Origin of the sequence: Noviherbaspirillum album (genome assembly GCF_035916955.1) — a bacterium.
GTDB classification, from domain to species: Bacteria; Pseudomonadota; Gammaproteobacteria; order Burkholderiales; family Burkholderiaceae_D; genus Noviherbaspirillum; species Noviherbaspirillum album.
This window is the reverse complement of record NZ_JAWIIV010000032.1, coordinates 32656-59373: the sequence shown is the minus strand read 5'-3', so window position 1 is coordinate 59373 and position 26718 is coordinate 32656. Positions and strand designations below refer to the sequence as shown.

The following is a 26718-nucleotide window of genomic DNA, read 5'->3' as shown; positions in this document are numbered from 1 at the left end:
CTGCCAGTGGCAGACGGTAGTGCGCAATGTCCGCAAAGGTCATGACGCCATACTTCGGTCTATTTTGTGGCCGATTCTTGCTTACGGCTTCCGACATGAAAACACCTCCAAAGATGAAAAGGCTGGGCTGGCTCTTGGCTTGCCGCTCCCGAGGAGGCAGCAGTGCAGCGAAATACGCATATTTTGAGGCCTTGGCGTTATACTGTCCAATATCTTGCACATCTGCCAGAAATAGTTTTTACATATACCAGCATGGAATTGCGCCATATCCGCTACTTTCTCGCCGTCGCCGAGGAAGGCAATGTCACCCGCGCCGCGGAAAAACTAGGCATCGGCCAGCCTCCGCTCAGCCAGCAAATCCTGGCGCTCGAACGCGAGATGGGTGTCCAGCTCTTTCGCCGCACCGGGCATGGCGTGTCCCTGACGGAAGCCGGCGAGTCGCTGCTTGCCGATGCCAGGCGCCTGCTCGACGATGCGCAGCTGGCCGTACTCAATGCACAGCGGGCGGGACGCGGCGAGACAGGGCGCCTGAACCTCGGCTTCACCGCCTCGGCGGCATACAATCCTGCAGTGCCGGCGCTGATTCGCGCCTTTCGCAACGCCTATCCCGGCGTCGGGCTCAGCCTGACCGAGGGTAACACCGCGCAACTGCTGGCCTACCTGGAAGAAGGCCGACTCGATCTGGCTTTCCTGCGCCCCGGGGGTCGTTCCTTTGCCGGCGTCTCGCTCTACCAGATCGAGAACGAGCGCATGAAGATCGTCCTGCCGGTCAAGCATCCGCTGGCGGCGAAGAAAAAGCTGCCGCTGGCGGCGCTGGCCGGCGAATCCTTCGTGCTGATCCCGCGCGAAGCGAGTCCGACCCTGCATGACGAAATCGTAAGCGCCTGCCGCCAGGCGGGTTTCGAGCCCACGCTGGGGCAGCAGGCGCCGCAGCTGTCGTCGGTGGTCAGCCTCGTTTCCGCCGAGTTCGGTGTTTCCATCGTGCCGGCTTCCGTCAGCCAGATACAGGCGGAAGGGGTGGTCTATGTGGACATTGGCGGCATGAGCGTGAAGACGCGGCTGGCGCTGGCGTCGCGCGAGAGCGATGGCTCGTCGAAAACCGCGAATTTTCTTGCGGTGGTACGGCAGGCGCGCAGCGGGCAGGGGGCCGCGGCCGACGGCGGCGGCTGACAGGGGATTGCTCCCGGCGAACCGTCGCGCCGGTTGGGGCGCGTTACTCAACTTGACTCAACGATGGGTGAGCAATGTGTTCAATCCCGCTAGCTTGCGGGCCCGGCTTTGAAAGCATTGCAAAACAGCGCGATAATTCCACATTCATCGCAATGGAAACGACATGAGACTTTTGCTGGTGGAAGACGATCCGATGATCGGCGACAGCGTGCGCAAGGGCTTGCGCCAGGATGGATTTACCGTCGACTGGGTGCGGGACGGGCGCAGCGCAGAAGCCGCGCTCGGCGACCCGGTGCATGACCTGGTGCTGCTCGATCTCGGCTTGCCGGGCAAGGATGGCATCGAGGTGCTGCGCGGCTTGCGCGGCAAGGGCAATCTCGTGCCGGTGTTGATCCTGACCGCGCGCGACGCCGTGGCCGACCGAGTCGCCGGACTCAATGCCGGCGCCGACGATTACCTGGCCAAGCCATTCGATCTCGATGAACTCGTGGCCCGCATCCATGCGCTGCTGCGGCGCCAGGCCGGGCGCGCGGATGCGGTGATCCGGCACGGCGCGCTGGTGCTCAATCCGGTGTCGCACCTGGCCACGCTCAACGACCAGCCGCTGAGCCTGTCGGCCCGCGAATTTGCCCTGCTCCAGGCGCTGCTCGACCGCCCGGGCGCAGTATTTTCCGTCAGTCAGCTGGAAGACAAGATCTATGGCTGGGATGACGAGGTCGGCAGCAACACCATCGAAGTCTATGTGCATTCGCTGCGCAAGAAGCTCGGCGTCGGATTCATCAAGAATGTGCGCGGCGTCGGCTACATGATTCCGAAACTGCCATGAAATCGATACGCAAAGCCTTGCTGCTGTGGCTCTGCGTCGGCCTGTCGATCGGCATTGCGGCCGTCGGCGCGCTGCTGTACGTCCAGGCGAAGGCAGAGGCCAACCAGATTTTCGATTACCAGATGAAGCAGCTCGCCGCTTCGCTGCCGACCCAGCCGTTCGCGCCGGTGGCGCCGGGCCGCAATGCGCCGCCCGACGTGGCGCGCGATATCGTCATCCAGATCTGGGACGGGCGCGGCCTGCGCATCTACCACTCGCATGAAAGGCTGGCGCTGCCGCAGCGGGCCGAGCTGGGATTTGCAACCATCGATACCGGCGACGGTCCGTGGCGGGTCTACAGCACCCAGCACGGCAATACCGTGGTGCAGGTGGCGCAGCCGCTCAGCGCGCGGCGCGAACTGGCGGCCGACACCGCGCTGCGCACCATCAAGCCGCTGCTGCTGCTGTTCCCTTTTCTCGGCGCGCTGGTCTGGCTGACGGTGACCGCCGGCCTGCTGCCGATCGGCCGCGTGGCGCGGGAGGTGCAGGCGCGCGACGCCGACAGCCTGGCACCGATCGGCGCCGGTGCCTTGCCGCAGGAAATACGTCCCCTGACCGACGCACTCAACGACCTGCTGGCGCGGCTCGATCATGCGCTCCATGTGCAGCGCGCCTTCGTCGCCGATGCGGCGCATGAACTGCGCAGCCCGCTCACCGCGCTCAAGCTGCAGATCCAGCTGGCCGAGCGTGCCGGCAACGAGACCGAGCGCAGCGCCGCCTTCGCCGAGCTGCGCCAGGGCTTCGAGCGCGCCACCCGCCTGGTGCAGCAGCTGCTTACGCTGGCGCGGCAGGAACCCGGAGCCGCCGCCGACGTGCAGGAAGAGATCGACCTCGATGCGCTGGCTCGCCGCGTGGTCTCGGACCTGACTCCGGCGGCGCAGGACAAAGGCATCGATCTCGGCGTCGCGGAATCCGGCACAGGTGGCGGAGCTGGCGTGACCGGCGATCCCGAGGCGCTGCGCATCCTGCTCAACAACCTGGTCGAGAATGCGATCCGCTATACGCCGCAAGATGGGCGGGTGACGGTCGGCGTCAGGCGCAGCGGCGACAGGCTTGCACTGACGGTGGAAGACAGCGGGCCCGGGATACCGCCGGCCGAACTGGACAGGGTGTTCGACCGCTTCTATCGCGTGCCGGGCACTGGAGTACCCGGCAGCGGACTGGGCCTGGCCATCGTGCAGCAGGTGGCCGAACGGCATGGGGCCGAGGTAAGCCTGCAGAACTTGCAGGGCGGACTGCTGGCCACGGTGGAGTTCGCGGCTGCGGCGCATTAGCAAATAGATATTTACTGGCCTGCGTCATTCATTTTCCTTTAAGTCTTGTTTAAGTTTTGGTCCTTAGGATGCGCTCATGCAGTGAACCTTCCTAAGGAGTCAACATGATTCGCAAGACAGTCGAACGCGGCATCGTCGCCGCATCCCTGGTCGCCGCCGGCGCTACCGGTTTCGCCTATTTCGATAAATCCGGCTGGGGCCGAGTGGATGCAGCATCCCTGCCGACCGCCGCTGCCGGAGTTACAGGGGCAGCAGGCGCCTCGCAGGCGGTCGTGACCTCGGTGCCCGGGGTCGCTACCGCAACGGACTTTTCCGGCATCGTCCAGACCTACGGACCCGCCGTGGTCAATATCAGCGTCATTGGCAAGGCCGAGCAAACACCCGCCGCCAATGGCCGGCCGCAGATGGACCCGCGCGATCCCTTCTCCGGCATGCTGCCCTTCTTCGGCCAACGCATGCCGCGCGAAACGCCGATGGTGCGCGGGCAGGGCTCCGGCTTCATCGTGTCGCCCGACGGCCTGATCCTGACCAATGCCCACGTGGTCGACGGCGCTTCTGAAGTCACCGTCAAGCTGGCCGACCGCAGGGAGTTCAAGGCCAAGGTGCTGGGCACCGACCGGCAGACCGATGTGGCCGTGATCCGCATCGAGGCGAAGAACCTGCCGGTGGTGCGGCTCGGCGATCCGGCAGGCGCCAAGGTGGGCGAACCGGTGCTGGCCATCGGCGCGCCGTTCGGCCTGGAAAATACCGCGACCGCGGGCATCATCAGTGCCAAGTCGCGCGCCTTGCCCGAAGATACCTATGTGCCGTTCATCCAGACCGACGTCGCGGTCAACCCCGGCAATTCCGGCGGCCCGCTGTTCAATCTGAAAGGCGAGGTGATCGGCATCAATTCCCAGATCTACAGCCGTACCGGCGGCTACCAGGGCCTGTCGTTCGCCATCCCGATCGACGTGGCGACCCGGGTGCAGGAACAACTGGTCAAGCATGGCAAGGTAACGCGCGGCCGCCTCGGCGTCAGCATCCAGGAAGTCAACCAGGCGCTGGCCGATTCCTTCGGCTTGCAGAAGCTGCAGGGCGCCCTGGTCAGCGCGGTCGAGAAAGGCAGTGCAGCCGAACGCGCCGGGCTGGAACCAGGCGATATCATCGTGCGTTTCAATGACAGGGAAATCATGCAGTCGGCCGACCTGCCGGCGCTGGTGGCCGCGACTTCGCCCGGTACGGCGGTGAAGATGGAAATCATCCGCAACGGCGCGACCAGGGTGCTGACTGCGAGCATCGCCGAACTGAAGGACGGGTCGCTGGCGCAGTCCGATAGTCCAAAGCAGGAGCAGGGCCGGCTCGGACTGGCGGTTCGTCCGTTGGAAAGGCAGGAACAGCGCGAGGCGGGCGTGGCCGGCGGCCTGCTGGTGGAGGACGTCGCCGGTCCGGCGGCCCGCTCCGGCATACAGCCCGGCGATATCGTGCTGTCGGTCAACGGCACGCCGGTGACGAGCGCCGAGCAGTTGCGCGCGCTTGCGTCGAAGGCAGGCCGCAATGTCGCCCTGCTGGTGCAGCGCAACGATGTAAAAATCTTCGTGCCGCTGCAGCTTGGCTAAGCGAGCGAACGAGCAATTGGATGTCGACGTCATTGCCCGTTCCGGACTGTGCCCTCGCCTGGGCGCAGTCCGCTCATGCGGAAAGAAGTCCTGCTTCGATGTGCGCGCTAACCTCGTCGAAGCGGGTCAAAACATGATTAAGCCATTGGCGCTCCGGGCTGGCAAAGGCTGCGCGCATTCTTTCCCTCGCCTTGTCCCGCAAGGACGCTGGCAGCTGCGCTTCATGATTGTGATACCACTGGTCGAAGCGCAGGGCATTGAGCACCTTTAACGCGGGAGCGGTGCCGAATTCCAGCCCGACCGCATAGCTTTGCGAGGAGACCATGCGGTCGAATGCCGCGGTGAGCGTGCCATCGACGGCGGCGCTCACGGATTCGCCCCCGGCCATCGATTTCAGCTCTCCATTGAACCATGACGACATGCGCTTGAAGTCCGGAGCGTCCGGCGGCAGGTAACTGATCAGTTCGCCTTCGCCGTAACTGCCCAGTCCGGTATGCAGGTCAAGCAAGAACACCTGGCGACGACACAGTGCGTTGCTGCGCACGATGGCTTCCCATGCGTTGCGGCTCGACGTCGGCTCGAGGCCGCCGTAGAACAGGCCGTCCGTGCGATCATGCTGTCCGGCGGTGATCGCTGCCTGAAGGGCGCGCCTGCGGCTCGACGTCAGCCCGTGCGCAAGCAGTCGTGCTTCATTCAATATGCCTTGCGGCAAGGGACGGAAATTTTCCACCAGCATATCGTGATAGCGGGAATAAGCCGACGGTTGCGCAACCGGATGCACGGGAAAATCGACGAAGTTGCGGTTGAGGTCAACGCCTTCCTGCGTGACGCGCCGGTCATGCAGATAGCCCCAGGGATTGACCGCATGCACCAGCAGCCAGGCCATGTCGGGGTTGCGCGGCCTGACCCGGAAGCCTTCCATCCAATGCAACTGGCAGGCCGCGCCCGCATAACCTTCGATGCCATGGGTGCCGCTGGCGATGACGATCAGCCGGCCGGCATTCGCCGGTCCGAAATACGCGCAGTCGGTGCTGAGCGCCGCGTCCCGGTATCCCCCTTTCACTGGACGATGCGGATAGCTCGTCACCTCGGCGCCAAGCCTGGTCGCCATGGCAAGGAAGTGTGCGCGCGACTCGGCATAGGAAGCAGGCAGGCGCGGCGAATCATCTATCGGCATTGCTTTGCCTTATGGAAATTGAGTTTTGCATCGAATCCTGTTGTTTAAGCTTTCCATGCGCGCGCGGTATTGCATATCAGGCAATGAATCGCTAGAGTGTTCGCCTACCGTCGGCATCGCAGTCCGGACACGTGCGCTCCTGCACGTCGTTTCGGCGAGAATGTACATCAGTGGAGAGTATGGATGGCGAAACATGACCCCAATAATCACTCCAATTATTGGACCGACCAGGATGTAAGAGGCATTAGTTTCCTGAAGGCACACTTCCGCAATTTGCAGTACGCACCGCATGTGCATGAAGAATTCGTTATCGCAATGACTTTCAACGGTGCCGGCAAGTCGATCACGAAGCACGGCTCCGACATTTCGACGCCCGGCCAGATACTCGTCTACAACCCGCATGAGCCCCACGAGGGCGGTGCCGTCGAGGACGTGGGCTGGCATTACCGTGCCTTCTACATCGACAGCAATGCGCTTGAGCGGCTGTCGCTGGCGCTTTCGCATGACAGGACCGGTCCCTGCTATTTCTCCAGGAACTGCATTGAGGATCCGGCGCTGGCCGGCGCCATGCTGCAGGCGCATGCGGTGTTCGAGACCAGCTGCGATCCGGTCGAACGGCAAGCCTGCCTGCTCGACGCCGTCGGCGCCTTGTACGGCCGCTACGGCGAGCCGCGCTTCAAGCCGGCCAGGCTGGGACGCGAGACCGGACCGCTGAAGGCGGCAATCGAGCACATGCGCGCGCATTATGCGCAAGCCATTACCATGGCGGAACTGTCCGCCGTGGCAAGGCTGAGCGAATTTCACTTCATGCGGGTGTTCCGCAAGCAGTTCGGCCTGTCGCCCTACACCTATCTGACCCAGATACGGCTTGAGCATGCGCGCCGCATGCTGGCCAGTGGCAGCAGCGGCGCCAGTGCCGCAGCCGATGCCGGCTTCTTCGACCAGAGCCACCTGGTCAGGCACTTCAAACGCGTCTACGGCATCACGCCGAACCAGTTCGTCAATGCGGTCAAGCGCGCTCCGGCCCAACCGCATGACGCCATGCCGGCCGCCAGCCTGAATGCATGATGCCGCATGACGTGCCTGCGCGCGCGTCATGCGGCATCATCGACCAGCCCTATCCTGATGCGGCGGTTGCGCTGCCCCTTGTTCTCGATCTTGAGTATGCGCACCGGCCTTGATTGCGATGTCCGCGCCAGATGCGTTCCGCCGCACGCCTGGCGGTCCAGTCCCTCGATTTCAATGATGCGCACCATGTCGTTGTCCTGGCGGGGCGGCGCGACCGAGCGGCTGCGCACCAGGCCTGCCTCGCGTTCCACCTCGGCGGCCGGCACGTACAAGGCATGCACCGGAAGGTCCGCCAGGATCATGCCGTTCAATTCCGGTTCGATGTCCCTCAGCCTCTGGTTGTCGGCGCCGGGCAGGTCGAAGTCGATTCTTGCCGTGCCGTCCGCCGCCATCTGCACGCCGGTGACCAGCGCACTGTCGAAGTGCTGGTAGACGAGCGCGTTGAGCAGATGCAGATCGGTATGCAGCTGGCACATCAGGCTGCGGAAATGCTCGTCGATGACGCCGATCACATCGTCGCTCGGAATGTCAGCATCGATGCAGTGCCAGAAGCGGCCGTCTTCCGGCTCGATATGCGTAACGTTCGCTTCGCCGTCTACCCATCGCAGCACGCCGCGGTCGGAAAGCTGTCCGCCGCCGCCGGGATAGAAGTAAGACTTGTCGAGGCAGACCGCGCCGGGGCGGCGGGCGACGATGCGGGCATAGAAAACAAGGCAGGCCGGGTCTGAGTGACAGGGGTAAAAACTCATGCTGTTTGTTCCTGGATCTGATTTGAAAGCGGGTGAGTATGTTGATAGCGGCTGCAAGATGCAGTCCTGCAGGAACGATCGCTGTTTTTCCGGTCAGGAAAAACGCCGTGCCACGCCAATACCGGCCAGCACGATAAGGCCGCCGACAATCTCCGCCGCATCGAGCCGTTCATGGAGCAGAAACCATCCGAGAGCAGCGGCAATCACGGGTTGTATCAGCAGGGTCACCGACGATAATCCCGCAGGCAGCTTTGCCAGTGCGTACGCGATCATGCCCTGGCCGGCGACGTGCGATACCAGCGCAAGCGCAAGCAGGACCAGCCAGCCATGCAGTGTCTGCGGCATCAGCTGCTCTCCCATCAGCAAGGCGGCCGGCAACAGCACCAGGAAACTGCCGAGGCTGCTCCAGGCCATGACGGCGGTCGTATCGAATTCGGCGCGCATGCGGCTGACCGCAAGCAGGTAAGCGCCGTAGAACATGCCGCTCGCCACGCCAAGCAGGTTGCCGTGAAAAAATGCGGAACGCAGATCGAATCTCGCGCTGATCAGCACGAAGGCGCCGACAAGCGCCATCGACATGCCGGCCAGGAAGCCCTTGCTGAAACGCTGCTTGAAAAAGATGCGGCCGCCGATCACGACGAAAATGGGCGCAAGATTGGCCAGGAGATTCGAATTGGCCAGCGTCGTCAGGCTCATTGCCCAGTGGTACAGCGCAAGATTGCCGGAAAATATGAAACCGACCGCAAGCAGCCGCCGGTGGCCGCGCATGATTCCGACCTGCGGTGCTGGGAAACCCTGCTGCGCTTTTCGTGCAGCGAACATGTTTAGAAAGAACAGCAGCGGTGCCGCCAGTCCGACGCGATACACCGCGCTGGCAGTGGGCGGCAGTTCGCTATGCCGTATGAAGACACCGCCGCAGGCAAGCGCGGCTGCTCCTAGGACCAGGGCGGCGAACGCAATCAGGGGTATGGACGCGGCCTCGCGTCCGGCGATCGGCATCGGAGGTGTCGATGCCGATGCCGTCGATGTAAAGACACGTGCCGCCGGGGCTGCCTGCTTCTTCACTCGAAGCCTCCGACGATCATCAGGTCCATCAATGCCGCGCCTTCCCGCAGTTTCATCGCCTGCTGATATTCCGGCGAACGATAGAATGCTTCCGCCGTATGCGGGCTGTCGAACTCGACGATGACAATGCGGCGCGTTTCCTCCTTGCCTTCCAGCGTGATCTTTTCCCCGCCGCGCGTCAGGAAGCGGCCTCCATGTCGCTTGATGATTTCCGGCGTCACTGCCTTGTAGCGCGCATAGGCATCATGGTCGCGAATTTCCATTTTTCCGATGAGATAAGCGGGCACGGTCCTGCTCCTTGTTTACGTTCCTGTTTGCAGTGAAGTTCCACCACCGGTGCGTCGGCGCCGGAGCGGTTGCGGCGACAGGCCTGAAACCTGTCACCGCTTTTACGGAGCTGGCTCAAGCGGCCAGTCTGTCGTCGGTATAGCCGGAGCGCAGCAGCGATGCATCGAGCACATCCCACAATCCCGTCAGCGAATCGAGAAACTCGTCAGCTCCCTGGGTGATCTGCCTGGCCGATTCTTCCGTCAGAAGATGCTGGACCGCCTCGATCGCGTTTTTCTCATGCATCTGCTCGGCGCCGATCTCTCCCCAGTGTTCCAGCAGATAATGCATTTCGGGTTCATCCAGCGTGGCACGGTACAGCCCGCTGTCTACAAGGCAGAGCTTTTCTCCGGGAATGAGATGGCGGTTGGAGATCATTTCCAGCGCCAGCGCGGACCCCATGTTCCTGAAGGTGCTGTCGCGGTCGGTACGCTGGCGCCGCTCGAATACCGCAATGGCCGCCCTTGCCTGCACCGTCAGGCCGGATGCCGGGTCATAGCCCGGCAGATTGCCGAGCAGACGGTCGGAACATGACTTCAGCCATTTTTCAATGGCGGCCTGGTCCTGCAATTCCGGATGAATCTGCGTTTCTGCGGCCCGATTGATGATATGGCCGGCCATCATCGCAAGTTCAGGACCATGGTCTTCTTCGCTTTCGACGATCTCCTGCATCAGTCCGCTCTGCTCGCTCATGCCGAGCAGATCCAGCGCGGCGGGAAAATTGCCGCCGGGGCGAGTGGCGGCGCAGAATTTCTGGATCTGGTGGAACAGCGCGCCGATAACCTCCGGCTCGGGGTCGACTTGCGCCCAGTGCATGAAAATCGGATGCGAATGGCAGCGGTGGTTCTGAATGCGCGAGATGAGGTGCTGAATGGCTGGTGTCATGTGATGTCCTCGATGTTGGCGATGGTTTGGGTTGGCGAATGATTTTTTATGCGCGAGCGCTGTTTGCCGCTGTTTGCCCCGGCTTGCTCTCGTTTGCTGTGACGGGCTTTCGCTTGCGTCAATGCTGTTTGCCGCGCGCCAGGAACAGGCGGCCGCCGGGAATTCCGAGCTTGCTGACTTCGACCGCACTGAAGCCGGCGCGCGCCAGACGCTCCGACCAGGCCATTTCGCTTTGCAGTTCGCGGCCCATGAAACCGTGATGCAGGTAGGAAAAGGCGGCGGAAAACAGGCGCTCCTGCTCGTCTTTCGCAAAGGGCACGGCATCCACCACGACCAGCGTCGCTTTTGGCGAAGCCTCGCGGCACGCGGCAAGCAGGCGGTCAAGCACCGCTTCGTCGTCCGGCATGAGGTCGTGCAGGACGAAGCCCGCATGGATGACGTCGGCGCCTGCCAGCGGCGACGGGTCGTCGGCCAGCGACTGTATCGGACTTTCAATGATGTTCAGCCGCTGTCCGAGATCGGCGCCGGCAGCGGCATGGCGCGCATCTGCGCACGCCTTGGAACTCATGTCGATCCCGGTGCCCCGGCTATCGGGAAGCTTCTGGAGAATCTTGACCAGCAGGCGCGCCGACCCGCAGCCAAGGTCGACGAAATGGCGGGGGCGCAATGCCAGGATGGTTTCTTCCGCATGCGGATAGAACGACTGCTCGCCCATCCATTGGGAGGTGCGTGCCACCAGCCCGCCGTCCCTCTGGTGGTCTTCCCGGGCCTGGCCGGGATCGACCAGGAATCGCCTTGCGTTGGCGATCAGGGGCTGGCAGGCGCGCAGTCCCCAGGACAGGTAGCCCACGTCGTGAATCGCCCGCGCCAGCGCGGCAGTGCCCTTGTATGCGGGCGCCGCGCCTCCGGCCATCGCCTCTGCCTGTTCCAGCAGACCGGCGCTGGCCAGCGCTTCAAGATATTGTGTGACGGCTGCGGGAGGGAGGCCGCTGTGCAAGGCGGCTTCGCCGACCGAAATCGTTCGTGACTGGCGCAGCAGGTCGACCAGTCCATATTCAGCCCCGATTTCGAGAAGTATCGCGCCGCCCGCCAGGGAGGGCGCTGAAAAATGTGTCGGTTCTGTAATTGTCAGATTGTTCATCATCGCCAAGTATCATCAGGATGGGAAATTGACTGCAGGCTGCTGCAGCCGCATGCTTGTCTCGATTGCAAGCGCTTTGACTATAGAAGGGGGTTAACGGGGCGTATTGGACGATGCTGCGCAGTTGGACGTCGAGAAACACGGAGCGCCGCAGACTTGAGCGCGATCAACATTAAACGCGCATGCTTTCGGAAAAACGGGCCGCTGCCTGCAAATGGAGGATTCGGTTCACAATCCTCTATGCGTTTTGGAAAAGATCGAGTAGAATGGCGCCCGCAACACAACNGAAAAACGGGCCGCTGCCTGCAAATGGAGGATTCGGTTCACAATCCTCTATGCGTTTTGGAAAAGATCGAGTAGAATGGCGCCCGCAACACAACACAGGTTTCTGTCTCCATCGTCTAGAGGCCTAGGACATCACCCTTTCACGGTGAGTACCGGGGTTCGAATCCCCGTGGAGACGCCATAACAAGCCGCTCGGTCGACGGCATGCGATAAGAATGTGCGCATGCATCGACGCCGGAGCCAGGCATCATGATTGAAAAGGCCGCCTAGAGCGGCCTTCATTTTTTGCGCGCTTGCAATCCTGTCGGCCCCCTCGTGCCCTTCGTGTCCGTTGTGCCAATACGCATACTCCTGCTTGCGTCCGGCCACGCGTACAACTCCAACGTACGACTCAGCCTGCAGCGACATTCCCCGGCCTTGCCATTCCATATGCCGTCGTCTTTCGTGAGCGGCAAGCGAAAGATTAATAATTTACGGCGCCATACTTACCTTCCCTGATTAAAAGCAGGCGGTCAGTCATCCTGAAACAGGATGCGATGTGATCGTCATGCCAAGCTCCATCAAGCGACCCATGCAGGATGCGGTTGTTTGCGTATCTCAGCGCACAGCGCATCCACCTGAACGGCATGGTCTGCAGCGAGGCAAAGAAGCAAAGAAGCTGCCGGTGCCCGTCATGCGCATCGGGAGACTTTCAACGTTCATGCCGTGGTTGCGGCGCAATCTTAATCGGTGGAGCTGTTCGTGCGACTGCGCAATCCACATCACCGGGTTCGACCGGTACGGTCGCATAGGGAACCAGCAAGGCAAGCGTGAAAATGGCGAACAAAGCTGCTGCAAAAGTCGATGCGAAGACTGCGGTTCCCAAGGCAGTCAAAGGGAAAGGCGCTGCAACCAAGTCGACCCCCGTGGCCGACTTGGTGCCTTGGTTCCCGCAAATACGCTGCGCTGAAAACAGCGGGCCGTCAGCGGGTCAGTGGACCAGCGGGCGGCCTCTTTGCCGTGCAGGCAAGCCTGTGATGCCAGACGTTGCGCTCAGGGGCTCGTTGTGCGGTCCGGGAGTCGCTTGCGATGCCGATGGTGGACCGCGGATAATTTCATATCAGGCCGTCGGGAAATTCGATATCGCCCTGCAGGCCCCCGCTGGCCCGAACTCCATCTTTGCGCAAGCTCGGCAGTGCCGGCTTACTCATCGTCGGCATCATCGTCATCGAGAGGATCGGTATCAAGGGCGTCGGGCGACTCGATGGAATCTATGCGATCGACATTGATGTCTCCAGCCATTTCGATATCCATGTTTCTTCCGGTGGTCGTGCTTTCGCCGGTGCCGGTCGAATCGGAATCTCCCGGACTTGCCGGCAGATAGCGGCTGTCGGAATCCTCGTTGGTGCCACGGTCCAGGCCGAGTCCGAGCAGTTCGCTCTCGATTGCTCTGAATCCGCCTTGCACGTCGCTTCCGGTATCCGATAAATCGCTGGGGCCGAGTGCGTCGGTGTCGTGACCGATAGGCAGCCTGCGGTCCGGTTCGGGAGTGTAGTCGGGGTCTAGTGTGCTTGTTGCCATGATGTTCCCAGAAGTGTGGTGGATGATGGATGCTGCATTTGCAGGCCTTTGAATGCATCGGAAGTAATGTCCGGCGCCGCACCCCGGCTGGTCGTGTGACGCTGAAGTTGCCTTCGCAGCCTTCCCAGCCTTCGAACCGGAAGCGTTGCAAGTTCCATGCCCCGGTCATGCCGGCACTTTACCGGGCGATCCGGTAATTTATGCCGGCACCGTCGCTAGAACTTACAGCTGCGAGGCTGCCCGTTAGCGGCTGTAATCCCCGGCGGGCCCCACGTCATTTGGCGAGCCCGTGGCGCCGCTCTCGCTGCTTCCATGGCTTCCGTACGTCGGACGAGCGGTTTCGATGGATCCATCGGCGCCGGTTCCGGTAGACCCGGTGCCGCCTGCCGTACCGATACCTGCCAGTCCGGTAGTGCCCGTGCCGCCCGCACCGCCGGACGCAACCGCGGCACCGCCGCTGTCCGCGCCTATCCTGGCGGTCGGCCCGATCGGACCGGATTGCGAGGAAACCTTTTCCGCAAGACGTTCCAGTCCGGGACGTTCCTGTCCCGCTGTGCGGGTGGCAATATCTCCGAGCGACACGATACCGACCAGGCGGCGCGAATCATCATGCGCGATCACCGGCAGGCGGCGGATCTGGCTGTATCCCATCTGCTGCATCACTTCATCCAGCGGCTGGTCTTCGAAGCACCAGCGCACTTCGTTGCTCATCACATCTTCGACAGGTGTTTCCTGCGGCAGCCTTCCGGCTGCCATGCCGCGCACGGTAATGTCCCGGTCCGTCACCATGCCCACCAAGCGTTCCCCGTCGCAGACCGGCAGCGCGCCGACATCCAGCTCGTCCATCAGCTGCGCCGCGCGCTGCAGCGTTTCCCTGGGAGACACGACACGCGCATCGCGCGACATGACTTCGGATACTCTTTGCATGATCTACTCCTTCGTGTTGACGGTCGTCAGGTGCAGTCCGTTTGGCCGAGGCACGCTGCAGGATGTCCGTATCGGTGCCTGGACGTGCTGGTGGCGGCTTTTATCGGGGGCGGCCTGCAAAAGGACTTGGAGAAGGTGTAATGCACGAAGTTCGGCAAGGTGACCAGAGTATTAAAGTCTCGAATGCCTCTGGCGTTTAAATCTGGAGCAAGGGCACTTAAAATACTTCGCCTCGCCGCTATCCACGAACCGTGCCGCGATAAAACGACGAAGAATCGCGGCGCAGCACGATACCGCAGCGATGACTTCAAGGGTATCAGGCCCGACGAATCAGGCCTGGCAATTCCTTCCCAGAACGTCGGGTATCGTACAAAGCGACCGTATCGTCGGTTCATGCCGGTTCACAAACAACGGTTCTACCCACACTCGGGCGAATACGCCGATTGACCGGCCAATAATACTGCAGGGGTATTCGCATGCAATTGCTATCAGTCTCGGTGCAAGGGCACCATGCAGATAGCATGGGGTCGCCGTGAAAGCCGGGGCACCATGCAGATAGCAGGGGCGTTCGGCGGATACCGAAAAACATGAATGGGAGCTCGCTTCGGCGAGCTTTTTTGCATCTTCAACTGCATCTGCATCTCGCTGCCATATCTTTTTTGTCTTTATTCGTGCCCGCATTCCATCTGTCAGGAACATGACATTCGTAATTCGTATCGGCTGCAATGGCATGGGGTCTCCGGTGTGCCGCGGCGACCGTTCCGATGTCATCGGCATCGTGCATGCCGGGGCTCTGTTCGCGCAGGTAATACGCAGCAATTCGATTACCAACATCGATATCGAGCGCGCGTTGAAATCGCCCTTGTATGTCCCGGAATCCGTGAGCGCGATGGACCTGCTGGAAACGCTGAAGCAGAATCGTGCCGAACTCGCGCTGATCGTTGACGAGTATGGCGAAATCGCGGGAATGATTACCCTGAGCGACATGATGGGTGCGCTCGTCGGCGAGGTGTCCATCCTGGATGGGGAAGTCCGGCAAGACGATGCGTTCCAGCGCGACGACGAATCCTGGCTGATGGATGCCGGCATTTCGCTGGACAGGTTCCGCGAAATCCTGGGGGGTGACATCCGGTTTCCGGATGAAGCCTCGGGCATCCACCATACCCTCGCGGGCTTCGTGCTAACGCGGTTCGGCCGCGTTCTCCAGACATCGGACCATATCGAGGCAGCCGGTTACCGCTTCGAGGTGGTCGACATGGGCCGTCAGCGGATAGACCGCCTGCTGGTGTCGCCTGCCGACCCGCCGGCCGAACCGGTCGCAGGCGACAGCGCAGCGATGCAAAGCTGAACCGGTGACGGCTTGGTGCCGCAGCAGCGGTACCGAGCCGTTCCTCGCTGAAAGCTCGATGACAGCCATTAGCGGCTATCATGCGGAATACATCGACGGATGCTTACTAGCGAACAACATGGAGGTAGCAATGGGAACTGCGCGCAACGCCATACCGGCGACCCTGATACCGGGAGACGGCATCGGACCTGAAGTGACCAAGGCAACAGTCGAGGTGCTCGAAGCGCTCGGATCGCCGTTCGAATGGGAAACCTGCAGCGCCGGCATGGCCGGCATCGAAGCCGGCGGCGATCCGCTGCCCGCGGCGACGCTCGATAGCATCCGCCGCACCCGGCTCGCGCTCAAGGGGCCGCTGACCACGCCCGTGGGCGGCGGATTCCGTTCGGTCAATGTCCGCCTGCGCGAAGAGTTCAAGCTGTATGCCAACCTGCGTCCGGCCAAGACCATCATTCCCGGCCGCTACGAGAAGATCGACATCGTTCTCGTGCGCGAGAATATCGAAGGTCTATATGTCGCGCATGAGCACTTCATTCCGGTCGGCGACGACCCGCGCGCGGTGGCGGTTTCCACCGGCGTGAATACCCGCGACGGCTGCCGCCGCATCGCGCGATTCGCCTTCGAATATGCGGTGCGGAATGGCCGCAAGAAGATCACCATCGTCCACAAGGCCAATGTGCTCAAGGCACTCACCGGCATCTTCCTGGAAGCCGCCCGCGATGTGGCCAAGGAATATGCCGGCCGGGTCGAGGTGGACGACCGCATCGTCGATGCCTGCGCCATGCAGCTGGTGCTCAATCCCTGGCAATTCGACATGCTGTTGTGCACCAACCTGTTCGGCGACATTCTGTCGGATGAACTCGCGGGCCTCGTGGGCGGACTCGGCCTCGCGCCGGGTGCCAATATCGGCGAGCACGGCGCCATCTTCGAAGCGGTGCATGGCTCCGCACCGGACATTGCCGGCAAGGGCGTGGCCAACCCGGTATCGCTGCTGCTGGCATCGGGCCTGATGCTCGAGCATGCCGGCAGGCCGGAACTGGCCGAGCGCCTGCGTGCCGCAATACAGGCCACGCTGCTGGAAGACAATGTGCGCACCCGCGATCTCGGCGGTACGGCGTCCACCGTGGAATTCACCGCGGCGCTTATCAAGCGCCTTGGCGCGGCAGGGTAATACGGAGGCGGCGCTTACAGCTTACAGCGCGGCCATCGCCCGCCGCACTTCCGCCAGATAGAAACCGGCCTTGTCGCCGCCGGTTTTCGATTCGAGAATGGCGATATGCCAGTATCCGGCCGCGGACTGCAGCGCGGCGCGGTCGCCGGCATTCTCGATACGCCTGACAATATCGCTGGCAAGAAGCCCCAGGTGCTGTGTGGCCGCAGCAGTCATCATCTGCTTGATCGGGGCAAGCGCTGCGCGATCCTCTGTTCGTTCCCCGGATTTTTCAGCGACGCCGGCGAAGGCATCGTCATCTTCCTTCATGGCGTTGCCGGACATTTCGGTCTTTTCCGAAATGAACTTCTCCGCCAGCAGGAAAGGCACCGCCTCAGTCAGTTCCTGCTGGGGAACGAATCCGGCGATCGCCGCAAGATCCTTTTTGCCGTTCATCATGATCAGCACCCTGCGCTGCTTCGGCGTCAAGCCGTAAGTGCGCATGGACACCTCCTCGTGTCCGCGCGCGGTCTTCGCATAGACAACGGCGGGACGCAGCGCGCGTGCCGCCAGTTCGCCTGGCAGCAACGGTGCATTCATGGTCGGGGACAGAGAATCAGGCATTCGTTCGTTGATGCATCCACGGATTTCATTGACGCCATGGTAGACGCACGGCATGTCATGACGATGACAAGCTTGCCAGACCGCAGAAGTCCGCATTGCACCGATCCGGCATCAGGAATTTTTCCGGGATGGGAATCAAGTCATATCCAAGTCACAATTCATGGGTATCGTTGCCAACGTTTTGATAAATCACAACGAAGGAGTAGTCATGCGTCTTGGCAAGTTCATCAAATCTTTCGGAACACTGGCGATCACAGCCACTGTTTTTTCCAGCGCCGTGGCGGCTGACATCACCGGTGCGGGTGCGACATTCCCCTATCCGATCTATGCTGCCTGGGCACAGGAATACAAGAAGGCCACCGGCACCGGCCTGAACTATCAGTCCATCGGCTCCGGCGGTGGCATCAAGCAGATCAAGGCCAAAACCGTGGACTTCGGTGCCTCCGACATGCCGCTCAAGGCGGAAGATCTGGAAGCCGACGGCCTGATGCAGTTTCCCGCCATCATGGGCGGCGTGGTACCCATCGTGAATATCGAAGGCATCACCCCCGGCCAGATCAAGCTGACCGGTCCGGTGGTTGCAGACATTTACCTCGGCAAGATCACGAAGTGGAACGCGCCTGAAATCGCCGCGCTCAACCCCGGCGTCAAGCTGCCGGCCGACGAGATCACCGTAATTCACCGCGCCGACGGCTCCGGCACGTCCTTCCTGTTCACCGATTACCTGTCCAAGACCAGCCCTGACTTCAAATCGAAAGTCGGCGCGGGCACCGCGGTCAAGTGGCCGACGGGCGTAGGCGGCAAGGGTAACGAGGGCGTTGCGGCCAACGTGCAGCGCATCAAGAACTCGATCGGTTACGTCGAGTACGCCTATGCGAAGAAGAACAAGATGTCGCATACCCAGCTGAAGAACCGCGATGGACAGTTCGTGCAACCCGATGATGAAACCTTCAAGGCTGCCGCTGCCGGTGCCGAGTGGTCGAAGACGCCGGGCTTCGCCGTGGTGCTGACCGACCAGGCCGGCAAGAGCAGCTGGCCGATCACTGGCGCGTCCTTCATCCTGATGCACAAGAACCAGGTGGATTCGGCTAAAGGCAAGGAAGTGCTGAAATTCTTCGACTGGGCCTACAAGAACGGCGGCGCAATGGCCACCGAACTGGACTATGTCGCCATGCCCGCACCGGTGGTGAAGATGGTGCAGGACGCCTGGACGAGCCAAGTCAAGGACGGTAGCGGCAAGGCCGTCTGGTAATCCCTGCTTGATCATAAGCGCGGCCGTGGGTGGCCGCGCGGACAAGCATGCCGGCGCGAGGATTTTCCTCGCGCTTTTTTGTTTTAATTATCCTGCCTTTGGGCATCGACATTGACTTGGCCATAGCCATTCGGAAGATGCGGCGTTAAAGCACGGCTAGCGATGCAGAGATTAAACTTGCGCGACACTGCATGGTCACATGGATATTTCCATCAATGCAGGAGAACGCATGCCCGCCAATGCAGCCAAGAAAGCCATCCGGTATCTCGACAGGGACATTGCCGCCGCGGTTGACCGCAGTGAGAAGGGCAGCACGGCGCGCGAACAGGCGAATCTTGAAGGACCCTCGCATATCGGTGCCATCATGGTGTCCGCCGAGGAGACCTCGGGCTCGGATTCGCTATCCTTCCATGCCTACCTGGAGCTGTACGACGAGGTTGAACATCAGTATGAAGCCGAAGTGGCGGGCACCTGCGTGCGCCTGCTCGCGCCGGAAGGCGCATGGAGGCTGACTCACCTCAGGGTGCTCGATTCCGGGGCATTGCCCAAGGGCGGCTGATGCGCGCCCCTGATGCGCGTCCGCGATTCGCAGCTGATTCGGTCTTCGTTCCTAGGCAAGCTCGATCATCATCGGCTGATGATCCGATGCATCGCTGTGGGGATCGGCCCGCACCTCCCTGACCCGCGGCGCCAGGTCGCTGCTGACAAAGATGAAATCGAAGGTGAACGGATCCTGCGGCCACTGCGCCTTGTCGTAAAGGCCAACGGTGGCCGGGCGCTCGGCGGCGGGGTGGAGCACTTCCCAGGCATCACGGTATGCCGGAGTTTCACCGTCTATGCTTGCAGTCAGCAGGGCCTTGTCGGATGAGTCGGGCAGAAAATTGAAGTCGCCGGTCAGGATCGCGGGGCCGCCTCGCCGAGGCACATGGAAGGGCCCGTCGGAAGCCTGGCCCATCGGCTCGTTTCGGGAATGCAGCCATGCTTCCTGATGCAGCAGGCGCAGCCTCTCCACCTGCGCGCGCCGCTGCTGCGGCGAATAGTATTCGAGATGCGTGGTCGTTACCCGCAGCGGGCCGAGCGGCGTATCGAGTGTCGCCTCCACCGCGACGCGCTGCATGCTCTTGACGCCGGCATGCGGCGGCCATGGCAGCAGGTGGGCGAAGGTCTGGCGGACGGGATAGCGCGACAGGATCATATTGCCGAAGCGCCGGCGCTTGCCCGTGCCATCCGGCAGGTCGGTGGCAATGCCGACGACGGGCGAAAATTGCGGAAGCCTCGATGCAAAGGCGGCGAACTGGTCCGTGTCATCGTTGCCCGCGAGATCGGCGAAGCCGGCGGAGACTTCCTGCAGGCAGAGCACATCGAAATCGGCAAAGCGCCGCGCATGGTCGACGATGCGGTCGAGATCGACGCGGCCGTCGAGGCCGCGCCCCCATTGAATGTTCCACGTTACAAGTTTCATCTTGAGTAGCGCTGTCGGAAATGATGCGGTCTGAGGGAAAAAGGCATTTCGCACACCGCGCCCGGTCTGCCCGCTTCCGAAAAGCCAGGAAAAGAAAAGCAATGCAATGACATGAAAAAGCATCCGGACTAGCGCGCTTTTAGCCTTTGTTCCAAATTAAGCCACTCCATGCTGAACGCTTTGTTTTTTCATAAGATTCCGGGCGTGCACGGCGGATTAATCATGCAGCGCATACTTCAGCAATCGGCGTTGATTCGATGCAATAATGCCTTTGCTGCATTAACGTTTGGTTGCGAGCCCATACTATCTTTAATTTGCGGCATGCCTTGAACTCCGGCAAATAAGCGCTATTCTGAATGAGCCGTATCGACCATAAGAAATAAATTAAGAAATTCCAGGAGACGTGCCCATGTCAGTCCGGCTAGAAAAGTGCAGCAATGCCTTCTGCAGAAGACCCTATGAGGTCGAGCATTTCAGCAAGAGCTTTTCGCAGGGTTTGCCTTCCGGCATTATCGAATGTCCGCACTGCGGCAGCACCACCGCATCCAATCCAGCACTCGTGTACATATCGCGCCCCTTGCCTGAAGCCCTGGAGCGATGGCCGGAAACTGATTTCACGCCCGAGTCGAGTAGAGTCGCGATCCAACCGAAGACGCTGCCGACATAAATCCGCAGCGGTCCAGCGAGCCGCGCCGCAGCATCTTCGCCAGTCTGGCGTTTCTGCACGGGATCAAGCTGTCAATCTGGACCGGTCAGCGGACGGTCCGCACACCGCATGCACGTCCGGGAAATCGATGCCAGCGTGCGCATTCACCCGTTAATAGATGGTGGTCTTCAGGCGTTCGGGCAATTCGCTGTCATAGTGTTTTGCGTCGATCTGCCGGCCGCTCAAGTCTTGCAGGATGGTTCCAAGGCTGGGCAACGACGAACGCTCCACGTGCTGCGCCGCATCCCATAGCCTGGAGCGAAGAATCGCTCTCGAACACTGGAAGAAAACGGTTTCGACATGAATTTCAAGCACCGAGCGCGGCGGCTTGTCATCGATGGCGAAGCGGAGGAGTAGCGCCGGGTCGATCAGGATGCGCGCCCGGCCGTTGACGCGCAGGGTTTCTCCGATTCCGGGAATCAGGAACAGCAGGGCCACATTGGGGTTCGATACGATGTTCCGCAGGCTGTCGATCCGGTTGTTGCCGCGGCGGTCGGGCAACAGCAGCGTCTTTTCGTCGCGGATCTCGACGAAGCCCCTGGGATCGCCACGGGGCGACACGTCGAGACCGGCCGGACCGCTGGTAGCGAGCGCAAGAAACGGGGAAGCCTCGATGAATGCACGATAGTGAGGATGGATGTGATCGATCTCCTTGCTGATCGAAGCCGCGACCGGAACGCCGTAGAGCCGTTCCAGCGCCGCCATGTCCGTGATGTGCAAGGGCTCATTGTCTGCATGCATCTTTGCTTCCTCCGCCGTCTATTGAGCTGCCGCCCATCCATCACTCAGCATTCATCATCCATCGATGAAGCCATTGTCTCTCATTTTCTTTTCCGTGAAATACTCCCTGACGGCGAGGGTAACGACGAAAATGATCGCAATGAGTATTCCCGCCGTGATGGAAAGCTTCAAGAATACCTGCGCCGACACCGGTTGAATCCATATCTGGGCGATGGCGAGCAATGCCCATGCGACCGCGATGCCGAGCGCTGCCAGGAAACCGGTCTTCATGCGTCTTTTTCCAGTACGACGACATAAGCTTCCCTTTTCCAGAGGAGCAGCATCCGCCGTATGTCCTTTTCCATGGTGATCACGCGCCAGCCCTGGCTGGCATTCTTGTTCAAGAACTCGGTGAAGCGGACCGGATCGACCTTGGAGGCGCCGAGCACCAGCGAACCCAGCATGCCTTCCTGATAAATAACGACTTTGTATTGTTTCATGGATTACCCGGATAAGAAGAAAGGCGGCAGACCGCGCCGGGCCTGCCGTGCGGAATGGTATCCCCGGCGTGCGCATTGCGCCATCCCGACATTATGGTAGAAGGCAAGTCCGGGCGATGCACGGCAATGCGTGGAAATGTTGAAGTTTGCTTGCCGGGGCGCTTCCTGCGAAATACGGCAGGAAGATTTCAGGGCAGGCGATGCGGCTATTCCGACTCGTAGGCTTCAAGATCCTTGATTCGCCTTTCCGCATGATGTTGCATGCAACCGATATACATGACAGTCCTGATCGTCCCGTCTGCATATTTCTGGTAGACGGCGTCGCAGTCGGCTTCGCGAAATTTGATCCATGCCCTTTGCGCGGCAATGAACGAGGTCCTCATGGCCGCGCTCGACGGCTGCGGCGCATCCTGCTGGCCCAGCGACTTCAGAACCCGTTGATACACCTTGTTCAAATTCGCCTCGACTTTCTTCTGCTCGATCGATGCGCACTGATTGATGTCAGGCGTGGTGATGGCCTTGCCGCAGTCGAGACCAGCCGCGCTTTTGGACGCAGCCAGAAGCGCAAGGGGCAAAATGAGGTGCTTGGCAATGGAGGTGAGCGGCATTGAATTTTTTGGATCGATAAATGAAACAGGAATATAACTTGAGGACCACTTACTCAAATTCCGCAGTGATGGCCAGCGGCCTTTGCTGGGCATGGACCTGTTCCTGCAGCTTGTCGGTGCGCGGCTTGAAGCGATAGGTGACGGTCTTGAATACGGGGCCCGCGTCGCCCGCGAAGGCGGGGGCGTATTCCACCGGCAGCACGGCATGTCCCGGGTCGCCGCCGCGTACCGATAGCGCCGGATCTTCCACCTGGCGCGGGTAGGCGAAGCGCACGCCGACGCACTTTTTATCCCGCATGCCCGGCCTGCCGATGTCGCGCAGAAATGCAAGCGCCTGCTCGCATGCCGCATGCAGCTCGGCGGCTTCATAGATGCCGTCGGCGCGCGGGATGATGGAGATGGCTTGCTGCATCGTGTAGCGATTGCCGCTGCGGTTCAGCTGCAGCCGGGCATTGTCGTCGAATGCCGATTTCAGGAATGGAAACACCGCGCGCCCGGCGCCGTCGAGCAGCAGGTTGAGGCTGCCCGACGGGCTTGCCAGGCTGAGGCGCACGCCGTCGAGCGAAGCGCCTTCCTCTTTCGGCACGACGCGGAAATGGCTCTGGATCAGCTGCTTGGGCTTTCCGTATTTTTCGAAGCGGATCATGGTGCGGTAGGCATCGCGGTAGCTCATCCAGTCCGCATTCGGCATGGCGCCCGCGGTGCCGCCGGCCGTGCCTTCCACTGCCCTCGCATCGGCCGCGGCGCCAATGCCGGCCCCGATGGCTACCGCAGCCAGCGGCGCCAGGTGCCGGAGCAGATGCAGTAAAAGCCGCAGGAGCAGGTTCATGTCGATTCCGGATTCAGAAGCGGTAGGCCAGGCCGGTGCGTAGGCCGATGCCGGTACGGCGTTCGCTTAAGGGGCTGTCGGCGGCGTCGCCCATCAGGCGGGTAACGGACAGTTGCGAAGCCAGCATCCAGCGCGTGCTCCATTCCCAGTTCCAGTTGACGGCAAGCTGCACGTCGCGCACGCCGGACGAAGGCAGGTACGAAGGCACGCCGCCTGTTGCGCTGGAGACGCCGAAATAATCGCGGGTATGGCTGGCATTGGCCCAGGTGGCGCTTGCCGCGACCGAAACCCGGTGATGCGCCGCAGCGGCGATGGACTGCTGAATGCCGGCCTTCAGCAGCAGGCCGTCATGGTTATTGCCGGAGCCATACTGCAGGCTGCTCACCAGGCGAAGGTTTTCATTCAGATAGTAATTGAGGAAGCCGCCGGCCTGCGGCGAGGTCTTGACGCGGTTGAAACGCAGGACTTCGGTCGTGCTGGCGGAGGCGGGGCTTGCCGCACCGAGCGACGGCAGGTCGAGGCCTCCAATGCCCCCGATGCCCGAAGCGCGCTGCCTGCCGGTTGCATCGCGGCCGGGTTCGATGGAGACCAGCGGGCCGGCCTCGAGGCGGCTGCCTTCGATCAGGTGCAGGCCGGCGCCAAGGCCGGATACGAAAACACCGTTGCTCCATTGCATCTGCAAAAGCAGTGCCGGATCGGTATCGCGCTCACCGGAGCCCATGTAGCGCGGCGCACGCTGCGCGCCGATGCCTAGATAAAGATCCCTGCTGCCGTCGGGCATCATGCGTGCCGCCGGCGCCTGCGCATATGCAGCGGGCGCCGATCCGGGCAGCAAGCCGGCCAGTATCGCGGTAAGGGCCAAGGAGGGCCCGGGTGGAAATGATGAGGAAGTCAGGGCGCGCGTCACTGCGGATATCCAGGATGGTTGCCGTTTTGCCGGCATGCAAAGCGCGTATTGTATGGAGTTTTTCAAGCCGCAAACAGTGAGCAAACAATCAGTAAACATTCAGCCGCGCAGGCCGAGCGCCGGCACGGCCTGCCCGGGCCGTGCCGCTGGAGCCTTGGGCGCATCACCGCTTGTCGCACATGGCTGCAAGCAGCGAGGCGCCGTCAGCATGGCAATGGCAAGCAAAACGAAACAAGCGAGGCAGGCAAGCGCAGCGCCGAGCATGGTGGTATGCCGGTTCATGTTTCATGCCTCGAAAGCCTTGCATGGGGTGTTGGCGCTCACTGCAGCTTCAGATACTCGACAGGCAGCCCCGAGGCCGGGACCGTCACAAACGAATACTGGTTAATCTGGGCGGCAATGCACATCACGTTCGGGCCGGGGTCGGTCACACGGTAGCCGACCGTGATGAGCGGCGGATGCGCGTTCTGCCTCACGGTCTCGATCTGCATGCTGCCGCAGGTGACCGAGTCGGCGCCGAGGAAAACCGCGAGCACCATTTTTTCGCCGAAATTGACCGCGGGCGGGGCGCTGCCGTCGCCGGCATGCTCGCGCCACAATGCATTCCAGGTGCCTTCATCCCGCACCGTGACGAAGCGCCTGTCGCCGATGCGGGACGTAAAGACGGTTGGCGCCAGCCGCTCGAAGGCGATGCTGCCCGGCGTGCAGAATTCCGGCAAGCCGAGCGCGGCGGCGAGTCGGCCGCGGATGCCGCGCACCGTGCCGGCCAGGGTGCCGGCATCGGGGAAGGGCATGCCGCAGCTGACGGTCACGCGCTTCTTCTTCCCATCCTTTTCCACTTCCAGCCATTCGCGGCCTTCGTCGGCGCAGCCGGGGCAGCCCACTACCAGATCGGGCAGGCTGGCGAAGTTCGCGGCAAGCGTATTCCATTCCTCGGCCGAGACCTGGCCCCACAGGCCCTGTTTCGGCTGAGACGCATTGCGCTGACGTTCCACCTGCAAGCTGGCGCCGTCCTTGGAAATCTCGACTTCGCCCTTGCAATTGTTAGTACAAAGTCCGAACTCCCAGCCGCTGCGGATCACCAGTTCACTTGCCGGCCGCGCCGGGACCTGGACAAATTCCACCGGCAGCTCGCTGCGCGGGATGGTGGCCAGCACGGCGAGATTGACGATGCTGGCGATGCAAGCCATGTCCGGCGGCGGCGGAATGTCGCGGTAGGCGACCTCGATCCTCGCTGGTTCCTGCAATTGCCTGACCGAAGCGATCTCGACCCGGTCGCAGGCGCCCCGGCTGCCCAGGAAAACGCCGACCACCATGTTGCGGGAAAAATCGACGGGCGGCACCGGGCGGGTGGCGAAGCCGGGGCCGGTATGCTCCGTCCAGAGCTGGTTCCAGGCTTGCGCGTCGCGCACCGTGACCAGGCGCTTCTCGGCGATGGCGGTTTGCGCGATGGCCGGCGAAAATACCTCGAAAGGCAAGCCCTGCGCCTCCGTTTGCACGGCGCCGGTGCCTGAAGAGAGCGACTGCAGACTGGCACCGCCCTGGGACGAGCCGCCGCCGCAAGCGGCGATCAGCGCGCAGGCCGAAGCGGCGACCAGGCCGGACAGCCAGGGCCTGGTCCATTGTTGATGCATCATGATTGCTCCTTGAACAAAGTCGTATGCTGGCCCGGCATGCCGGCCGGAACGGATAAGCTGCATCGTAAAGAAAGGCCTGTGAAAAATCTTCCCGCTGCGGTACCGAAATTGTCATGAATTTGTATGAAGTTTCAGCTCGGAGTTGCAGGTGCCGACTTTGCCAAAAAGCTCTTATACAATGCCGGCAGGGAGGAATGCGATGTATCGAGTCATGCTGGTGGAAGACGATGAAAAGCTTGCCGCGCTGGTGGCCGATTACCTGGCCGGCTATGAATTCGCCATCGATATCGTCAACCGCGGCGATATCGCCCTGTCCCGCTTTCTCGAAACCAGGCCGGATGTCGTGGTGCTCGACCTGATGCTGCCGGGACTGGACGGCATGGTGGTATGCCGGCAGATCCGCGAGGCCAGCCGGGTACCCATTCTCATCCTGACCGCGCGCGAAGATGTGTTCGACGAGGTATCCGGGCTGGAGCAGGGTGCGGACGATTACATCAACAAGCCGGTGCAGCCGAGGGTCCTGCTGGCCCGCCTGCGCGCGCTGCTGCGCCGCGGCAGCGACGCCGCACCTGCGGTGGCGGGCGAGCTTGCGTTCGGCGCGTTCCGCCTGTCGAAGCTGAACCGCACCGTGCATTGGCGGGAACAGCCGGTCACGCTCAACAGCGTTGAATTCAAGCTGCTGCTGATACTCGCCGAGTCGGCCGGACAGGTCATGTCGCGCAACGACATCCTGAAAAAAATGCGCGGCATCGAATTCGACGGCCAGGACCGCAGCATCGACAATTGCGTGTCGCGCCTGCGGCGCAAGTTCGACGATGCCGCGGCCGAGAAGATCAAGACGGTATGGGGCGAAGGCTACCTGTTCAGTCCCTCCGCCTGGAACTGAG

Annotated in this window: 30 protein-coding genes and 1 tRNA gene; 12 read left to right on the top strand and 19 right to left on the bottom strand. The window is 61.8% G+C overall.

The genetic code is table 11. The features are described from left to right. The 5 genes from RY831_RS25855 to RY831_RS25835 all read left to right on the top strand — a co-directional run. On the top strand, positions 1–187 hold a 187-nt coding region (locus RY831_RS25855; protein ID WP_326509260.1), incomplete at its 5' end, for a hypothetical protein. Positions 188–252: 65 nt separating this feature from the next. Beyond that, positions 253–1170 carry a LysR family transcriptional regulator gene (locus tag RY831_RS25850; RefSeq protein WP_326509259.1) on the top strand — a complete coding sequence of 306 codons (918 nt, stop codon included), beginning with the start codon at positions 253–255 and terminating at the stop codon, positions 1168–1170. A 163-nt stretch (positions 1171–1333) separates the two neighbouring features. After that, positions 1334–1996, top strand: coding sequence for a response regulator (locus tag RY831_RS25845; RefSeq protein WP_326509258.1), 663 nt, complete (start codon positions 1334–1336; stop codon positions 1994–1996). Then, the gene (locus tag RY831_RS25840) at positions 1993–3309 is read left to right on the top strand and encodes an ATP-binding protein (protein ID WP_326509257.1); all 1317 of its coding nucleotides are present in this window, start codon (positions 1993–1995) and stop codon (positions 3307–3309) included. The genes RY831_RS25845 and RY831_RS25840 overlap by 4 nt, the downstream gene beginning before the upstream one ends. A 104-nt stretch (positions 3310–3413) precedes the next feature. After that, the gene (locus RY831_RS25835) at positions 3414–4907 is read left to right on the top strand and encodes a DegQ family serine endoprotease (RefSeq protein ID WP_326509256.1); all 1494 of its coding nucleotides are present in this window, start codon (positions 3414–3416) and stop codon (positions 4905–4907) included. 73 nt (positions 4908–4980) lie between these two features. Here RY831_RS25835 and RY831_RS25830 read toward each other — a convergent pair whose 3' ends face one another. Then, a complete protein-coding gene (locus RY831_RS25830) occupies positions 4981–6084 on the bottom strand; it encodes a DUF2817 domain-containing protein (RefSeq protein ID WP_326509255.1) in 1104 nt (367 codons plus the stop codon). Positions 6085–6267: 183 nt separating this feature from the next. Here RY831_RS25830 and RY831_RS25825 point away from each other — a divergent pair, with 183 nt between their 5' ends. Next, positions 6268–7152, top strand: a complete 885-nt coding sequence (locus tag RY831_RS25825; RefSeq protein ID WP_326509254.1) for an AraC family transcriptional regulator — start codon at positions 6268–6270, stop codon at positions 7150–7152. Between the two features lie 26 nt (positions 7153–7178). Here the strand turns inward: RY831_RS25825 and RY831_RS25820 are convergent, their stop codons facing one another. The 5 genes from RY831_RS25820 to RY831_RS25800 all read right to left on the bottom strand — a co-directional run bounded on the left by RY831_RS25820 (position 7179) and on the right by RY831_RS25800 (position 11322). Next, on the bottom strand, positions 7179–7901 hold the full coding sequence (locus RY831_RS25820; protein ID WP_326509253.1) for an alanyl-tRNA editing protein: 723 nt from the start codon (positions 7899–7901) through the stop codon (positions 7179–7181). Positions 7902–7994: 93 nt separating this feature from the next. Next, entirely contained in the window at positions 7995–8966 is a 972-nt protein-coding gene (locus RY831_RS25815; RefSeq protein WP_326509252.1) for a DMT family transporter, read from the bottom strand. Then, a complete protein-coding gene (locus RY831_RS25810) occupies positions 8963–9253 on the bottom strand; it encodes a DUF1330 domain-containing protein (RefSeq protein ID WP_326509251.1) in 291 nt (96 codons plus the stop codon). The genes RY831_RS25815 and RY831_RS25810 overlap by 4 nt, the downstream gene beginning before the upstream one ends. Positions 9254–9368: 115 nt before the next feature. Beyond that, complete coding sequence (locus RY831_RS25805) at positions 9369–10178, bottom strand: hypothetical protein (RefSeq protein WP_326509250.1); 810 nt, start codon at positions 10176–10178, stop codon at positions 9369–9371. Positions 10179–10296: 118 nt separating this feature from the next. After that, entirely contained in the window at positions 10297–11322 is a 1026-nt protein-coding gene (locus RY831_RS25800; RefSeq protein WP_326509249.1) for a methyltransferase, read from the bottom strand. 387 nt (positions 11323–11709) lie between these two features. Between RY831_RS25800 and RY831_RS25795 the strand changes: the two genes are divergently transcribed. Then, positions 11710–11785, top strand: a tRNA-Glu gene (locus RY831_RS25795). A 1001-nt stretch (positions 11786–12786) separates the two neighbouring features. Here the strand turns inward: RY831_RS25795 and RY831_RS25790 are convergent. Next, positions 12787–13164, bottom strand: a complete 378-nt coding sequence (locus RY831_RS25790; protein WP_326509248.1) for a hypothetical protein — start codon at positions 13162–13164, stop codon at positions 12787–12789. Between the two features lie 243 nt (positions 13165–13407). Further along, positions 13408–14091 carry a CBS domain-containing protein gene (locus RY831_RS25785; protein ID WP_326509247.1) on the bottom strand — a complete coding sequence of 228 codons (684 nt, stop codon included), beginning with the start codon at positions 14089–14091 and terminating at the stop codon, positions 13408–13410. A 697-nt stretch (positions 14092–14788) separates the two neighbouring features. On the opposite strand from RY831_RS25785, the gene RY831_RS25780 reads away from it, so the two are divergent. After that, positions 14789–15439: a transporter associated domain-containing protein gene (locus RY831_RS25780; protein WP_326509246.1), complete on the top strand. Its 651-nt coding sequence runs from the start codon at positions 14789–14791 to the stop codon at positions 15437–15439. Positions 15440–15569: 130 nt separating this feature from the next. After that, positions 15570–16607, top strand: coding sequence for an isocitrate/isopropylmalate dehydrogenase family protein (locus RY831_RS25775; protein WP_326509245.1), 1038 nt, complete (start codon positions 15570–15572; stop codon positions 16605–16607). Positions 16608–16628: 21 nt separating this feature from the next. Here the strand turns inward: RY831_RS25775 and RY831_RS25770 are convergent, their stop codons facing one another. After that, entirely contained in the window at positions 16629–17210 is a 582-nt protein-coding gene (locus RY831_RS25770; RefSeq protein WP_326509244.1) for a hypothetical protein, read from the bottom strand. A 208-nt stretch (positions 17211–17418) separates the two neighbouring features. Between RY831_RS25770 and pstS the strand changes: the two genes are divergently transcribed. Both pstS and RY831_RS25760 read left to right on the top strand, forming a co-directional pair. Beyond that, positions 17419–18462, top strand: a complete 1044-nt coding sequence (gene pstS, locus RY831_RS25765; protein WP_326509243.1) for a phosphate ABC transporter substrate-binding protein PstS — start codon at positions 17419–17421, stop codon at positions 18460–18462. A gap of 199 nt (positions 18463–18661) precedes the next feature. After that, a complete protein-coding gene (locus tag RY831_RS25760) occupies positions 18662–19021 on the top strand; it encodes a hypothetical protein (RefSeq protein WP_326509242.1) in 360 nt (119 codons plus the stop codon). Between the two features lie 51 nt (positions 19022–19072). On the opposite strand, the gene RY831_RS25755 is transcribed toward RY831_RS25760, so the two are convergent. From RY831_RS25755 to RY831_RS25710, 10 genes are all read right to left on the bottom strand, one after another. Further along, a complete protein-coding gene (locus RY831_RS25755) occupies positions 19073–19924 on the bottom strand; it encodes an endonuclease/exonuclease/phosphatase family protein (RefSeq protein WP_326509241.1) in 852 nt (283 codons plus the stop codon). Between the two features lie 456 nt (positions 19925–20380). Next, positions 20381–20650 (bottom strand): hypothetical protein, encoded by a 270-nt coding sequence (locus tag RY831_RS25750; RefSeq protein WP_326509240.1) that lies wholly within the window; start codon positions 20648–20650, stop codon positions 20381–20383. A gap of 91 nt (positions 20651–20741) precedes the next feature. Continuing rightward, positions 20742–21371, bottom strand: coding sequence for a pyridoxamine 5'-phosphate oxidase family protein (locus RY831_RS25745; RefSeq protein ID WP_326509239.1), 630 nt, complete (start codon positions 21369–21371; stop codon positions 20742–20744). A gap of 54 nt (positions 21372–21425) precedes the next feature. Next, positions 21426–21641, bottom strand: a complete 216-nt coding sequence (locus RY831_RS25740; protein ID WP_326509238.1) for a hypothetical protein — start codon at positions 21639–21641, stop codon at positions 21426–21428. Then, positions 21638–21850 (bottom strand): DUF4177 domain-containing protein, encoded by a 213-nt coding sequence (locus RY831_RS25735; RefSeq protein ID WP_326509237.1) that lies wholly within the window; start codon positions 21848–21850, stop codon positions 21638–21640. The genes RY831_RS25740 and RY831_RS25735 overlap by 4 nt, the downstream gene beginning before the upstream one ends. A 206-nt stretch (positions 21851–22056) precedes the next feature. Next, positions 22057–22551: a lysozyme inhibitor LprI family protein gene (locus RY831_RS25730; RefSeq protein WP_326509236.1), complete on the bottom strand. Its 495-nt coding sequence runs from the start codon at positions 22549–22551 to the stop codon at positions 22057–22059. Further along, positions 22508–23287 carry a hypothetical protein gene (locus RY831_RS25725; protein ID WP_326509235.1) on the bottom strand — a complete coding sequence of 260 codons (780 nt, stop codon included), beginning with the start codon at positions 23285–23287 and terminating at the stop codon, positions 22508–22510. Before RY831_RS25725 ends, RY831_RS25730 begins: the two co-directional genes overlap by 44 nt. A 13-nt stretch (positions 23288–23300) precedes the next feature. Continuing rightward, complete coding sequence (locus tag RY831_RS25720) at positions 23301–24194, bottom strand: MipA/OmpV family protein (protein WP_326509234.1); 894 nt, start codon at positions 24192–24194, stop codon at positions 23301–23303. Positions 24195–24293: 99 nt separating this feature from the next. Next, positions 24294–24476, bottom strand: a complete 183-nt coding sequence (locus RY831_RS25715; protein ID WP_326509233.1) for a hypothetical protein — start codon at positions 24474–24476, stop codon at positions 24294–24296. Between the two features lie 38 nt (positions 24477–24514). Then, positions 24515–25831 (bottom strand): hypothetical protein, encoded by a 1317-nt coding sequence (locus tag RY831_RS25710; protein WP_326509232.1) that lies wholly within the window; start codon positions 25829–25831, stop codon positions 24515–24517. Positions 25832–26030: 199 nt separating this feature from the next. Between RY831_RS25710 and RY831_RS25705 the strand changes: the two genes are divergently transcribed. After that, positions 26031–26717 carry a response regulator gene (locus RY831_RS25705; RefSeq protein WP_326509231.1) on the top strand — a complete coding sequence of 229 codons (687 nt, stop codon included), beginning with the start codon at positions 26031–26033 and terminating at the stop codon, positions 26715–26717. The last annotated feature ends 1 nt before the right edge of the window (position 26718 follow it).

What these genes read in the sequence shown, in the direction of transcription:
- RY831_RS25805 (WP_326509250.1), bottom strand. Translation starts at nt 10,178, where the DNA reads ATGACACCAGCCATTCAGCACCTCATCTCGCGCATTCAGAACCACCGC.
- RY831_RS25775 (WP_326509245.1), top strand. Translation starts at nt 15,570, where the DNA reads ATGGGAACTGCGCGCAACGCCATACCGGCGACCCTGATACCGGGAGAC.
- RY831_RS25735 (WP_326509237.1), bottom strand. Translation starts at nt 21,850, where the DNA reads ATGAAACAATACAAAGTCGTTATTTATCAGGAAGGCATGCTGGGTTCG.
- RY831_RS25845 (WP_326509258.1), top strand. Translation starts at nt 1,334, where the DNA reads ATGAGACTTTTGCTGGTGGAAGACGATCCGATGATCGGCGACAGCGTG.
- RY831_RS25835 (WP_326509256.1), top strand. Translation starts at nt 3,414, where the DNA reads ATGATTCGCAAGACAGTCGAACGCGGCATCGTCGCCGCATCCCTGGTC.
- RY831_RS25755 (WP_326509241.1), bottom strand. Translation starts at nt 19,924, where the DNA reads ATGAAACTTGTAACGTGGAACATTCAATGGGGGCGCGGCCTCGACGGC.
- RY831_RS25705 (WP_326509231.1), top strand. Translation starts at nt 26,031, where the DNA reads ATGTATCGAGTCATGCTGGTGGAAGACGATGAAAAGCTTGCCGCGCTG.
- RY831_RS25850 (WP_326509259.1), top strand. Translation starts at nt 253, where the DNA reads ATGGAATTGCGCCATATCCGCTACTTTCTCGCCGTCGCCGAGGAAGGC.
- pstS (WP_326509243.1), top strand. Translation starts at nt 17,419, where the DNA reads ATGCGTCTTGGCAAGTTCATCAAATCTTTCGGAACACTGGCGATCACA.
- RY831_RS25725 (WP_326509235.1), bottom strand. Translation starts at nt 23,287, where the DNA reads ATGAACCTGCTCCTGCGGCTTTTACTGCATCTGCTCCGGCACCTGGCG.
- RY831_RS25770 (WP_326509244.1), bottom strand. Translation starts at nt 17,210, where the DNA reads ATGCCTGATTCTCTGTCCCCGACCATGAATGCACCGTTGCTGCCAGGC.
- RY831_RS25785 (WP_326509247.1), bottom strand. Translation starts at nt 14,091, where the DNA reads ATGCAAAGAGTATCCGAAGTCATGTCGCGCGATGCGCGTGTCGTGTCT.
- RY831_RS25825 (WP_326509254.1), top strand. Translation starts at nt 6,268, where the DNA reads ATGGCGAAACATGACCCCAATAATCACTCCAATTATTGGACCGACCAG.
- RY831_RS25780 (WP_326509246.1), top strand. Translation starts at nt 14,789, where the DNA reads ATGACATTCGTAATTCGTATCGGCTGCAATGGCATGGGGTCTCCGGTG.
- RY831_RS25830 (WP_326509255.1), bottom strand. Translation starts at nt 6,084, where the DNA reads ATGCCGATAGATGATTCGCCGCGCCTGCCTGCTTCCTATGCCGAGTCG.
- RY831_RS25790 (WP_326509248.1), bottom strand. Translation starts at nt 13,164, where the DNA reads ATGGCAACAAGCACACTAGACCCCGACTACACTCCCGAACCGGACCGC.
- RY831_RS25760 (WP_326509242.1), top strand. Translation starts at nt 18,662, where the DNA reads ATGGATATTTCCATCAATGCAGGAGAACGCATGCCCGCCAATGCAGCC.
- RY831_RS25710 (WP_326509232.1), bottom strand. Translation starts at nt 25,831, where the DNA reads ATGATGCATCAACAATGGACCAGGCCCTGGCTGTCCGGCCTGGTCGCC.
- RY831_RS25820 (WP_326509253.1), bottom strand. Translation starts at nt 7,901, where the DNA reads ATGAGTTTTTACCCCTGTCACTCAGACCCGGCCTGCCTTGTTTTCTAT.
- RY831_RS25745 (WP_326509239.1), bottom strand. Translation starts at nt 21,371, where the DNA reads ATGCATGCAGACAATGAGCCCTTGCACATCACGGACATGGCGGCGCTG.
- RY831_RS25715 (WP_326509233.1), bottom strand. Translation starts at nt 24,476, where the DNA reads ATGAACCGGCATACCACCATGCTCGGCGCTGCGCTTGCCTGCCTCGCT.
- RY831_RS25740 (WP_326509238.1), bottom strand. Translation starts at nt 21,641, where the DNA reads ATGAAGACCGGTTTCCTGGCAGCGCTCGGCATCGCGGTCGCATGGGCA.
- RY831_RS25800 (WP_326509249.1), bottom strand. Translation starts at nt 11,322, where the DNA reads ATGATGAACAATCTGACAATTACAGAACCGACACATTTTTCAGCGCCC.
- RY831_RS25730 (WP_326509236.1), bottom strand. Translation starts at nt 22,551, where the DNA reads ATGCCCAGCAAAGGCCGCTGGCCATCACTGCGGAATTTGAGTAAGTGG.
- RY831_RS25840 (WP_326509257.1), top strand. Translation starts at nt 1,993, where the DNA reads ATGAAATCGATACGCAAAGCCTTGCTGCTGTGGCTCTGCGTCGGCCTG.